11 protein-coding genes are annotated in these 11,969 nt (G+C 58.5%); 7 read left to right on the forward strand and 4 right to left on the reverse strand.

Features of this window, described 5'->3' with window-relative positions; translation table 11 throughout:
* The first annotated feature begins 1 nt into the window (after nucleotide 1).
* From HQ945_RS20185 to HQ945_RS20200, 4 genes are read left to right on the forward strand one after another with little or no spacing between them, the layout of a single operon-like run.
* Nucleotides 2-1,093 carry a molybdopterin-binding domain-containing protein gene (locus HQ945_RS20185; protein WP_113280480.1) on the forward strand — a complete coding sequence of 364 codons (1,092 nt, stop codon included), beginning with the start codon at nucleotides 2-4 and terminating at the stop codon, nucleotides 1,091-1,093.
* Entirely contained in the window at nucleotides 1,087-2,721 is a 1,635-nt protein-coding gene (locus HQ945_RS20190) for a formylmethanofuran dehydrogenase subunit A (protein WP_113280438.1), read from the forward strand. Before HQ945_RS20185 ends, HQ945_RS20190 begins: the two co-directional genes overlap by 7 nt.
* A complete protein-coding gene (gene fhcD / locus HQ945_RS20195; protein ID WP_113280439.1) occupies nucleotides 2,709-3,617 on the forward strand; it encodes a formylmethanofuran--tetrahydromethanopterin N-formyltransferase in 909 nt (302 codons plus the stop codon). Before HQ945_RS20190 ends, fhcD begins: the two co-directional genes overlap by 13 nt.
* Entirely contained in the window at nucleotides 3,614-4,429 is an 816-nt protein-coding gene (locus tag HQ945_RS20200; protein ID WP_113280440.1) for a formylmethanofuran dehydrogenase subunit C, read from the forward strand. The genes fhcD and HQ945_RS20200 overlap by 4 nt, the downstream gene beginning before the upstream one ends.
* Before the next feature lie 13 nt (nucleotides 4,430-4,442).
* On the opposite strand, the gene HQ945_RS20205 is transcribed toward HQ945_RS20200, so the two are convergent.
* Genes HQ945_RS20205 through HQ945_RS20215 form a run of 3 tightly spaced genes read right to left on the reverse strand, consistent with a single transcriptional unit; the run spans nucleotide 4,443 to nucleotide 6,907 of the window.
* Nucleotides 4,443-5,144, reverse strand: coding sequence for a hypothetical protein (locus HQ945_RS20205; protein WP_113280441.1), 702 nt, complete (start codon nucleotides 5,142-5,144; stop codon nucleotides 4,443-4,445).
* A gap of 4 nt (nucleotides 5,145-5,148) precedes the next feature.
* Nucleotides 5,149-6,087, reverse strand: a complete 939-nt coding sequence (locus HQ945_RS20210) for a hypothetical protein (protein ID WP_113280442.1) — start codon at nucleotides 6,085-6,087, stop codon at nucleotides 5,149-5,151.
* A gap of 1 nt (nucleotide 6,088) precedes the next feature.
* Nucleotides 6,089-6,907: a hypothetical protein gene (locus tag HQ945_RS20215; protein ID WP_113280443.1), complete on the reverse strand. Its 819-nt coding sequence runs from the start codon at nucleotides 6,905-6,907 to the stop codon at nucleotides 6,089-6,091.
* 445 nt (nucleotides 6,908-7,352) lie between these two features.
* Here HQ945_RS20215 and HQ945_RS20220 point away from each other — a divergent pair, with 445 nt between their 5' ends.
* The 3 genes from HQ945_RS20220 to HQ945_RS20230 all read left to right on the forward strand — a co-directional run bounded on the left by HQ945_RS20220 (nucleotide 7,353) and on the right by HQ945_RS20230 (nucleotide 11,532).
* Nucleotides 7,353-8,453 (forward strand): helix-turn-helix transcriptional regulator, encoded by a 1,101-nt coding sequence (locus HQ945_RS20220; protein WP_051615245.1) that lies wholly within the window; start codon nucleotides 7,353-7,355, stop codon nucleotides 8,451-8,453.
* Nucleotides 8,454-8,727: 274 nt separating this feature from the next.
* Nucleotides 8,728-9,480, forward strand: a complete 753-nt coding sequence (locus HQ945_RS20225; RefSeq protein ID WP_051615243.1) for a helix-turn-helix transcriptional regulator — start codon at nucleotides 8,728-8,730, stop codon at nucleotides 9,478-9,480.
* Nucleotides 9,481-9,903: 423 nt separating this feature from the next.
* On the forward strand, nucleotides 9,904-11,532 hold the full coding sequence (locus tag HQ945_RS20230; RefSeq protein WP_027232861.1) for an MFS transporter: 1,629 nt from the start codon (nucleotides 9,904-9,906) through the stop codon (nucleotides 11,530-11,532).
* A 6-nt stretch (nucleotides 11,533-11,538) separates the two neighbouring features.
* On the opposite strand, the gene HQ945_RS20235 is transcribed toward HQ945_RS20230, so the two are convergent.
* Nucleotides 11,539-11,961 carry a YybH family protein gene (locus HQ945_RS20235; protein ID WP_113280444.1) on the reverse strand — a complete coding sequence of 141 codons (423 nt, stop codon included), beginning with the start codon at nucleotides 11,959-11,961 and terminating at the stop codon, nucleotides 11,539-11,541.
* Between the last annotated feature and the right edge of the window lie 8 nt (nucleotides 11,962-11,969).

Raw genomic sequence — 11,969 nt, forward strand, 5'->3', positions numbered from 1 at the left:
TATGTCGGTTGCATGGATTGGCAGCCAGCCGGTATCCTTGATGGATGCGATACAGAACGTTGCAAAGCTTCTGGTATCAAGCCGCTGTCCAGTATTCACCATAGATGCGGATGTGCATGGTACGCGCAGTGCGATTGCACTCGCGGAAAGAGTTGGTGGCGCCTTCGATCATATCCATGGCGACACGCTCGCAAGGGAGGTGGCGCTGTTCGCCGATCAAGGCGCCATGATCACGACGCCGGGTGAGACGCGGCGCCGTTCCAGCCTCGTCGTTCTCGTCGGTGACATTCCCGTTGCCCATCATGAACTCCTCCTCCATCTGGCAGGATCCAATCCTGATCTCGGCGATCGCAACAAGCGGGTCTGGTTTCATGTCGAGGGCGCATTGGAGCCCCCCTCAGACGCGGGTCGCCTCCATCGCAAGCTCAGACCCGTTGCGATCGGCGGGGAGGGCCTCGGACTTTCGGGCGTGCTCGCTGCCCTGCGCGCGGATTTGCTTGGGCGAAATCAGACTGGTTCGCTGGCAAATGTAGATCGTCTGAAGAGCGCGCTCGGCAAGAGCCGGTTTCCGGTCTTCGTCTTTTCCGGCGCGATGAATTCGCCGGACCTTGCCATGCTCCAGGGACTTGTGGCCGACCTCAACAAGCAAGGTCGCGCCAGCAGTCTGTTTCTTCCCACGGACGATGATGCCTGGGGTACCGCCCTCACATCACTGTGGATGACCGGTTTTCCGCCCCGTACAGGATTTTCCGATAGCCTCCCAAGCTATGACCCCGTGCGATGGGACACCCAGCGTATGGTTCGCGACAAGGAAGCGGACCTTCACGTCTGGGTGTCCGCACGGGGAACAATGCCCCCGAAAGGCAGGATCGGGTTGGTCTCTTTGAGCCGGACGGAAAAGCGGACGGAAGGGGCTGCCGTGACGATATCGGTCGGCAGGGCGGGAGTCGATCATGACGGGGTTGCCTTCTCAAGCAGGATCGGCACGTTTCATTCGCTGACGGCTTCGGCACCGTCCGAATTGCCGAGCATAGCAAGCGTGCTGCAGCAGCTTGCGCTTGTTTTTCCCGGGCGAATGGGTCTGCCATGCTGATCCGTCTCGTGGGGGGAGACGTGATAGATCCGGTCAATGGTACAAGTGGCCGCCGTGACCTGTGGATCAGGGACGGTGTTATCGTGGAAGCTCCCGAGGGCGGCGCAGCAGACGAAACCCACGATGTATCCGGTTGCATCGTCATGGCGGGCGCAATCGACATTCACTCGCATATCGGCGGCGGCAATGTGAATACCGCGCGTCTGCTGCTGCCCGAGCAACACGCAGCGCATCAGCCACGCCCGGCAAACACCCCGCTTTCCAGTGCGGGCTGGTCGACCTATCAGACCGGATGCCTCTACGCTCAGATGGGCTTTACCACGGTCGTGGAGCCGGCCATGGCCCCGAGCACCGCCCTTCACACGCATCTCGAGCTTGCCGACATACCCATCATCGACAAGGCGACGCTCGCCATTCTCGGCAATGACGATTTTACCCTTTCGCTGCTGCGCGATGAAAAATCAACGGCCATGCTCGACGATTATGTTGCTTGGATCGTCGCTTCTTCCCGTGCGCTGGGCGTCAAGGTAATCAACGCCGGCGCAGCCGCAGCGTTTAAGGACAATGTGCGATCGTTTTCGTTTGACGACGTCGTACCGGAGTATGGTTTGACCTCGCGCAGCATCGTCAAGGCGCTGCAGGCATCGGTCACGCGGCTCGGCATTCCGCATCCCTTGCATGTCCATTGCAACAATCTCGGCATAGCAGGGAGCGCCGACACGGCCGCGGCGACGATTGCTGCAACGGAAGGCACGCCCCTGCATCTGGCGCATCTGCAGTTCTATGGCTACGGGACCGAAGGCAAGCGCAAGTTCTCGTCCGAGGCCGCGCGGCTTGCGGAACTTGTCAACGGCAACCCCGACGTGACGATCGATATCGGCCAGGTGATGTTCGGCCAGACGGTGACGATTTCTTCTGACGTTATGCGCCAGTTCTCGGCACTCGGTAATGCAAATCCGAAGAAATCCGTCATTATCGACGGTGACGGCAATAGCGGTGGCGGCATTGTTCCCTACCGTTACAAGCACGACTATTATGGCTCGCTGCAGTGGGCGGTAGGGCTCGAGCTCTTTCTCCTCATTACCGATCCATGGCGCGTGTTCTTTACGACCGATCATCCCAACGGTGCGCCCTTTACCGCCTATCCGGAATTGTTTGAACTGCTGATGAGTGCCGAGGCGCGAGACGCCAAGGCGACCGAGCTCAATGCCGGGGCATTGGAGCTGACGACGCTGGCTTCGGTTCGGCGCGAATACACTTTCGAGGAGATCGCCATCATGACGCGGGCCGCGCCGGCAAAGCTTCTTGGCCTCAAGGATCGGGGCCATCTCGCGGCGGGTGCGATCGCCGATATTGCCGTTTACAGGCGCGGCAAGGACATCGCGAAGATGTTCCGCGAAGCCGCGCTCGTCTTCAAGAACGGCGAGGTGGTCGTCAAGAACGGCAAGGTGACCAAATACCGTTGGGGCAAGGCGTTGCGGCTCAATCCGCCGGCGGACAAGGCCATGGTAAAACGCATGCGGGACTATCACGACGAGCGCTACGGCCTGTCGCTGGAGTGGTTCACCTTTGCTGATACCGCGATTGCCCGCGAAGAGCCGTTTGCGGAGGTTTCATGCAAGAGCTGAGCCGCAATGGGGTCGTTATCGACGATACATTTGCCGAGGCCTTCGGCATGCGGGCCACCGCAATCCTCATTACGGCGCCGACACTGACGTGGGCTCGTCAGGCAGCGATCACCATGACCGGCTTTGCGACGTCCGTGATCGGCTGCGGATGTGAGGCCGCCATCGATATGGACTTGCCGGAGACCCAAACACCGGATGGCCGGCCGGGCTGCCGCGTCATGATCTTCGCAATGAGTACTGACGATCTGCAGAAACAGCTCAAGACCCGGCTCGGCCAATGTGTGCTGACCTCGCCGGGGAGCGCGTGTTTCGCCGCGCTCGACGGAACAGTGCGGCTCGACCTTGGCAATTCGCTGCGCTATTTCGGCGACGGCTGGCAAATCTCGAAGAAGTTCGGCGACCGCCACTACTGGCGCGTGCCGGTCATGGATGGCGAATTTCTGTGCGAAGCGACGACGGGCCTTACCAAGAATGCAGTCGGCGGCGGCAACCTGCTTTTCCTTGCGGCGGACAATGCCAAGGCGCTGCACGCCGCCGAGCGAGCGGTCGCCGCCATCGAAAAAGTGCCGGGTGCAATCATGCCGTTCCCAGGCGGTATCGTTCGGTCTGGCTCGAAAGTCGGCGGGAAATACAAGGGCATGATGGCTTCGACCAACGATGCTTTTGCGCCGACGCTGCGCGGCGTGGTGAATTCCTCACTCACGGCGGACGTCAACGCCGTTTTGGAGATCGTCATCGACGGCGAAACCAGCGATGCGGTTGCCGCAGCGATGCGCGCCGGACTGAAGGCGGCGATCGATCTTGGCCCGAAGCGCGGGGCGCTGCGGATCAGTGCTGGCAATTATGGCGGCAAGCTTGGCAAGTTTCACTATCATCTGAAGGACTTGTTGCCATGAAAGCCATGACCTTCACCCTGCTGTCCGAGCCCGAGGAGCGCCTTGATCTCTCCGTCCTTACGCCAACAGGCATATCAGGGCTCTCGCTCGCACAGATTGAAAGTGTGCGCGTCGGTACAAGCCGCAAACCAGCCGTCGTCGGCGACCTTTTCAAATTGGCCGGAAAAGATGCCGAAAACCTCATCGTCGAGGGCGGAAGCGCCCGGTTCGACCGTGTCGGGGCCGGTATGGGTGCTGGCAGTCTGCGCGTTGTTGGAAATGTCGGGAGCCAGGCCGGCCGCAAGATGTCCGGCGGATCGCTGCTGATCGAAGGGAACGCTGGCGATCATTTGGGATCTGGCATGGCTGGCGGGCGAATCGAACTTACGGGCAACGCTGGCGATCACGTTGCCGCACCGCTTGCCGGCGAGCTTGCAGGCATGGAAGGCGGTGTCCTCATTGTTCGCGGCAGGGCCGGCAATTACGCCGGCGACCGGTTGCGTCGTGGCACGGTGGCAATCGCCAAGGGCTGCGGCGATCATGTGGGCTATCGCATGATCGCAGGAACCATCGTGGTTACGGGCAAGGTCGGTGCAATGCCGGGCTACCTTATGAAACGCGGCTCGTTGCTCTTTGACCGCCACCCCGAGGCACTGTCGCCGACCTTCATCCCTTGCGGGCGGCCGGATATCGCTTTTTCCGGCCTTTTCGACCGCTACCTCATCGCGGAAGGCATCCTCGACCGCCCCCTGTTTGGCAACAGGCCCGGGAAATATGCGGGCGACAATTCCGTGTCGGGCAAGGGCGAGATCCTGTATCGCAGCGCGCGCTAGCCTCCGGACGATACTATGAAGCCTTCCGCGCCGGCCGGGTTTCGACGATACGCGGCCGTTGAAAGCGGATGCGCCCCTTGTCAGGTTCAGCCTTACGCGCTTCCTTGCGGCTGATGACGATACGGGCATCGGTTTCGATGCGGAATACGAGCCCTTGCGTGGCGATCAGCTTGAAGTTCTCGGGGTCGAACTTTTTTCCGGCCGTCACCATGACAGGCTTGAGTTCGCTCACGCGCTTCGCATCCCCCTTGCTGAACTCCACCGTGACGGAACCCTTCGCACTGCCGAGTTTGTTCTCGATGCCGTACCGGGTTGGCTCGAGCAGGGTTAGGGCAAAAATATCGCCTTTCGTCAGACGTGTGCTGTCAAAGCTCGCCTGCTTGCCTTCGCCAACATGTACCGACCATCCCGTGCCGGATGTCGTGTGAAAGACGACATAGCCCTTTGACGACACAGGTTGGCCGGCTTCCGTGCCGCAGCAACAGCCATCTTTCGAGCCTTGCTGGGTCTTGGCGAGATCAATGTCGAGTTGCATCGAGGTCGCATCGTCGCGAACCTCGAAACTGACATTTCCCATGTGCTTTCCGTCTTTGCGCACGGTTGCCGAATAGATCCCGGCGACCGTGAACTGATGGACAATGCTGGTGGTGAGCCCAAGCGCCCCGCTGTCAAAAACGGTAGCCTCGAACAATTGCCGGTTGAGGGTCGCTAACATCGTTTCATCCTATATCTGCTTCCAGAATCATCTCGACATCGTTGTTGAAGACGTTGAGTTTCCGGATCGGGATCTTGACGGGCATGAGCATGGAGGGACCGAAATTGTTCGGGTTGGTGGTTCCCGGCAGCAATGGGTAGGGATCTTCGATCGCCGTCAGCGGAGTTATGTCGCCGAAATAATCGATGATGTACTGGGCGATGATGTCGAGCAGTCCGAAGCTGACATTCAGAAGGTCCGAGATCCATTCCTGAATATCGTCAGGAATGTCGAGGATCGCCCGAACGAGATCGATGACCGGCCCGAGTATCCCCTTCACGATATCCCTCGCCCAGCCGGGAAGGAAAAAGAGAAGGTTGTCGACCGCTGCGTTGACCGCTGCCTCCAGCAAGTCGCCGACTGTATCGCCGACATCGATAGGGTCGATATCGACAATCGGATCATCGAAGAACAGACGCCATTCGCTCGCCAGGGAAGGCACGGCGTCCTGGGCATCCCAGGCGTTCATCCCGGGTGGACGCGCCGGATTGTCAAAATGGCGCATGACAAGGCGCCCGGTCAGCGACACTTCCGAAACGAGCCCGCCGAGCGGCAGCGTGATGGCGATATCGGGATCGTCATCGAAGATGCAGATTTTCGGCAGGCGAAGGGCACAGCCGAATGGCGTCGGGATGATGCACCAGCCGCCAATGCAGATGCTCGGTATATCGATGCCAAGCGACAGGTCGAGCTTGTCCCATTTGATGTCGAGTTCGTCGATCTTTACCGTATTGTCGCCGCGAAGATCGACATTGCCGTTCTCAAGGTGGAAGGCGACGTCATAACTTGCTGTGAAAGGTCCAAAGTCGGCGCTGTCAGCGTCCGCAAAGGTGAAGTTGTCGCGGATGGCATTGAAGAGGCGAACGAAACTCGCTTCGGAAGCGGCAATGGTGAGGTTGGCCATTTCAGATCACCTCCAGGTTGATGAATGCCTTCAGCTGGTCGTCCTCGATTGCCGGATTGTTCGGAACCGCCGCCGAGATCGGCGTTGGCTTGACGACGACGCTCACGACGTTCTTGATGATTTCCAGCGGCGCCCGTTCGAGCAGGATGCGGAGTTTTGGGATGAGGCCGAGCTTCAGCATCATCTCCAGATAGCATTCCAGTATCGCCTCGAGTTCGTCGGGGCGTATATCGACAATCTCGATCCGGTCGAGAAACGGCTCCAGGTAGGGCTTGCCGTTGTAGAAGCGGATCCGCACTCCGCCCACGGCGAAGACTTCAAGACAGAAGCACATCAGGCTGCGCACAGGCAGCGGTCGCGGCGGTACCGGATCCCGGCCTTTGTCATCGCGGTCGGGTTTGTCCTTGGGAGGATCAATTAGCCTGTCGACAGGGAAATCACGCGGGCAGCCAAGACCAAGGCATACCCCGAGCGCCATTGCGAAGCGTTGCGGCGCGAGCTTTCCGAGTTCCGGGGGTAGGGCAATCCCTTTGCCTGGGTGAAAGTCGATCTTGGCCTCGGTGACCTGAACGGCCAGTTCCATGGCGAAGTTGGTCCCCGGTATTTGCAGCGGGTCGATGCGCGTCATCAGTGGATTGTTGCGTTGGGCAACGACGGGGTGCGCATCGATTTGCCGGCACAGCAGCCCAGGGTTGGCGATGACGCCAAGCGAAGCATAATTGAACAATGACGGCCGCTGCCGGCGCACGTGTCCTATCACTGCATTGAACGCATCTTCTTGAAACGAGGCGAAGATGTCGCAATTATCCGTAAATGCCATGTTGGTTCCCCCTCGAATGGCAGTCGCAGCAAAGCACAGGCGGCCGAATCGCTCTCCGCGAGATGAATGAAGATTATCTTGCGATGCTGCTAGAAGTCGTTGGCGGGACGGGACCGCCTTGCGCTGTGAAATAATCTGTGGAATATTTACAGCTGCAGGTTGAATATGGGATGTACGCTCGTTTGTCTCAAATAATACATCGTAGTGCGTTTGATCTATCAATGTTATGAGAAAATATACTGACAGTCGAACCAAATAATGGGCTAATCGGTAATCAGTTGGGGTTATATATTTAGCTAATCGGCTTTGTCCGTACGGAGTTCCCGCGGTCTTGGAGCAAGTTGGCGCATCGGAGCCATTGCTCCGATTATCTAGGGTTGCTGTGGAAAAATTCTCTCGCAGCGCTATACTCGCGCAAGATAAGACAGTTCAGCGGCAAAGTGGGATGAAGCACGACTTGAAGCTTATCGACGACGAGTTCATTGACCTCGTATATGCTTCCCTCCTGGGTGAAACCAGCTGGCAGCATTTTCTCGATCGGCTTGCGGCGACCCTTCCGGACGGCAAATCAACCCTCTTTTATCACGATCAGTACAAGGCAACTGGCGCCTTGTCATTAACCTCCGGAATGACCTCCAAGCAGGTCAACCAGTACGATACTTATTTCTGCCGCATCAATCCTTGGATGCCGAGGGCCGCGAACCGCAAGATCGGAATCGGTGTCACGGCGGAACAGATGCTGCCCTATGACCGGCTGGTGAAGACCGAGTTCTATAGCGACTTTCTTGTGCCGGCCGGCGCCGAATCGGCTGTGGGCGTTACGATCGTCCGCACTGAAGGGCGGTCTTTTCTTTTAAGCATTCTGACCAGCGAGCGAGAAACTGAGCGTACTGCCGAAGCGGCCGAATTGCTGACCCGACTGGCGCCGCATCTCAACAGGGTCTTCAAATATTATCAGAACCGTTCATTCAACAGGTTCAGCAAGGAAGCCCGGGGTCTTGCCTTCGACGCCATCGATGTCGGGCTGATTATCGTCGGCGACAGCTCCCGGATAAAGTCCGCCTCGGAGACCGCGCAGAAGATAATGGAGCAGGGAAACTGTGTGCGCACCTCCGCGCTGGGGAAACTGCACATCGCCTCCCACGATGCCGAAGCCATGTTGCAGAAGATGCTCGATCGCACGTCGCACGAACCGAAATATGCAAGTTTTCAGGTCGATGACGTCAAGGTGACGTTGATCCATGTTCAGAAGGACAGGTTCTCGTTCTTCTTCGAGGGGCCGACTGTCGTCGTGATTCTCGAGCCGCAACGCACGACGCCACGCGTATTCGACCTCGCGGAGTTCCGCGAAATGTACGCGCTTACCGGTGCGGAAGTCAGGGCCTTGAACGGGTTGATCGGCGGCCGGACTGCCGATGAAATCGCGGCCGAGGCGGGGCTCTCCCGAGAGACGATCAGGTCGCAAATCAAGAGCTTATATGCAAAGACCAATGCCGCAAACCAGGTCGAATTGATCCGGATGGTTGCAGGTCTGGAAGGCCTTTAAACTTCCTTTCAAACAAAAAATTTGCAGTTTTTTTTGTTTCACCCCGCAGGGTGAAGCGCTTTGCCGGAAAATCGACAACTATGAGCTTCCGTTAGACAATTCGCTCCCTGAAATATTCAGGCAAGTGAAGGAACGGACACCAAAGTGGAGTAAGCCGTGGCCGGCTGAAAAGTGCTCAAGAGGTCTACCGGCCATCGCAGTAAATCATGTCGTACAACTTAGAGTTACAAACAACTGATGGAAAATCAGTGAGTAAGTTTTAGGGGTGAGTATCATGTCAGGAATCACGTATGAGCGAATACCGGATGGCAGGCCAATTGCCGACCGACGTACAGCTGCCCGTCGTGCCACGCTGCATATCGCTTCGGAAAATCCACGGCCGCAAAAGTCGCTTGCCATCATCGACGGGCGCGTGCTCTCTCGCGAGCACCTCTCCTGGGGTCTCCTTGCGAATGGGCTCGGCCTGCATATCGTCAATTTCGGCTCGGTGAATGATATCGAAGACTTCGATGCCTCGGAGTTTTCAGCCATTCTCGTGTGTGTCGACGATTCAAGATTTATGGATAACTCGATTGTGCTCGAAATCGAGGAACTGGTGCTGAGATTCCCGAACGCACCCGTCATCGTCCAGGCCGATATTTGCGGCTTCCAGCAAATACTGACCGTTCTCGAGCATGGGGCACGGGGCTATCTTCCAGGCAATGCCGGCATATCGGTCTGCATGGAAGCAATTTCGATGGCATTGGCCGGGGGTGTGTTTGTTGCGGCCGAAAATCTGACTGACATCCAGCGCATCCTGGGGACGAGGCGCTACCAATCCAAGCGGGGGGCGATGTTTACACCGCGCGAGGAGGACGTCATTCAGGTGCTGCGGCTCGGTAAGGCGAACAAGTCAATTGCGTATACGCTGAACCTGGCACCGAACACCGTCAAAGTTCATGTTCGCAATATTCTCAAGAAGCTGCGCGTCACGAACCGTTCGGAAGCGATCTACAAGATCAACGCGATGTATGATGAGGTGGCGTGATGTTTAGCCTCGGCATTTTCTTCGCATTGACGACTTTCCTCATGGTGAGCCTGTTGGATCAGGTACTGCGCCAAACCAGTGGGGACCTGGCGGAGAGCCGGGTGGCCAGGTGGTACCGATCCGACGGGGACGAGGCTCGCCATGGGGAAACCATTTGAACAAGGGGCGCGCAAAGCAGCAATTGCACCGTAGATGATGAGTGCAATGCTCAATCGAATTCAAGGGACGTTCGCAATGATGCGGCGTCCCTTTTTTATTGGGCGCCGTCCCCTCGACAAGGAGAGGAAAGGCGAGCCTCACCCACACTTCCTTAAGACCGAAAACGTAAGTTGAACGGACCGGTCGTTCACGAGAACTGGAATTCGCGGCAGGCTCGCCTATAAGGGCACTACGAGCCATCACCGCAAATAGGAAGCATTCGAGGTGCCAGACCGAATATCGCCACTCGCGCCGTTCAGACACGAAACGTTCCGCACGATCTGGATCGCCAATCTCTCCTCGAACTTCGGATCACTCATTCAGGCGGTCGGCGCCGCATGGATGATGACCACGATCTCGAGTTCGGTCGATATGGTCGCACTCGTGCAGGCATCGACCGCCCTGCCGATCATGCTGTTTTCGCTCATTTCCGGTGCGCTCGCGGATAATTTCAATCGCCGTGCTGTCATGATCGTGGCGCAGACCTTCATGGTCGTCATTTCCGTGCTCCTGACTGTCTTCGCCTATCTCGGACTGATCACGCCCTGGCTCCTCCTCGCATTTACTTTCCTGCTCGGTTGCGGAACCGCGCTCAACAATCCGTCGTGGCAGGCATCTGTCGGCGATATGGTGCCCCGCGACGATCTTCCGGGCGCCGTCGCGCTCAACAGCATGGGTTTCAACATTACGCGCAGCGTCGGCCCGGCGGTCGGCGGTGTTATCGTCGCCGCAGCGGGCGCGGCGGCGGCCTTTGCCGTCAACGCGGTCAGCTACTTTCCGATCATATTCGCCTTGATGCGCTGGCAGCCGAAATACCCGCCCAATACTTTGCCGCGCGAGACGATGGGGCGGGCGATTTCCGCGGGCCTGCGCTACGTTGCCATGTCGCCGAATATCGGCAAGGTAATCTTCCGTGGCTTCATCTTCGGTTTTTCGGCGAGCGCCGTGCTGGCGCTGCTGCCGCTCGTCGCGCGTGATCTGGTGGGCGGCGGTCCGCTCGTTTATGGCGTCATGCTGGGATCGTTCGGGATCGGCGCCATCGGCGGGGCGCTCCTCAGCGCGCGGCTGCGCGAATTCCTGTCGAGCGAAGCAATCGTCCGCATCGCTTTCGCCGGATTTGCCGTGAGTTCAGCCATTGCAGCCGTAAGCCCGAGCGCCTGGCCGACCAATGCAGCCCTTCTTGCTGCGGGCGCCTGCTGGGTACTCGCACTCTCATTGTTCAACGTCACCGTCCAGCTTTCGACGCCGCGCTGGGTTGTAGGACGCGCCCTGTCGCTTTACCAGACCACTACCTTCGGCGGAATTGCTGCCGGCAGCTGGCTTTGGGGTGTTATGGCCGGTGAATATGGGGCCGACAAGGCGCTGCTCGCATCGAGCGTCATCATGCTTGCGGGCGCCGCCATAGGTCTCCGCTATGCCCTGCCGGAATTCAAGACGCTCAATCTCGATCCGCTCAACCGCTTCAGCGAGCCCCTGCTGGCGCTCGATCTGAAACCGCGCAGCGGCCCTATCGTCATCATGATCGACTACATCATTGCCGAGGAAGACGTTCCGGAGTTTCTTAGCGTCATGGCCGAGCGGCGGCGCGTGCGCATTCGCGATGGCGCGGGCCATTGGGCGCTGATGCGCGATCTCGAAAATCCAGAAGTGTGGACCGAGAGCTACCACACTCCAACCTGGGTCGAATATGTCCGCCACAACCAGCGGCGGACGCACGCCGATGCCGAGATCTGGGATCGCATCCGTAAGCTTCATCGCGGCGAAGACAATCCGCGCGTGCATCGCATGGTCGAGCGCCAGACCATCGTCCCGCATGATATCGAGGCGCATAAGACCCCGATCGACATGGCTTGATGTCGTTTACGGCTTGAGGTCGAAAGCGCCCTTCATGCTTCCGTCCATGTAAAACGGTACTGAGCTGTGGACATGGGCGATCCTCCAGGTGCCCTCCTGCCTGACGAGGCCAAGGGTCTGGCGGAACCAGAGATCGACATCCTGGCCGTCAGTCTTCGTGCCGGCCATGTGCACGAGGCTCGTTGCGAAGGCTACGTTGCCGCCGACTTCAATGCGCGTATCGCGCGCTTCGCCGCCAATCGGTCCTTCCCAGGTGTCGAACCAGCCTGCAAGATCTTCCGCGTCCTTGCCTTTGTGCTGGAGCGGCGGTGCTAGGGTGAATTGTACGACGTCGTCGGTCAGGTTCGAAATTACTGTTGCGGCATCCTTGGCGGTTATGGCGCTGGACCAGGCCTTGATGGCCGCCTCGACTGCATGTCTCTCGTCCATGGGATTTC

The sequence above is a fragment of the Phyllobacterium pellucidum genome, from assembly GCF_013327855.1.
Classification (GTDB): domain Bacteria; phylum Pseudomonadota; class Alphaproteobacteria; order Rhizobiales; family Rhizobiaceae; genus Phyllobacterium; species Phyllobacterium pellucidum.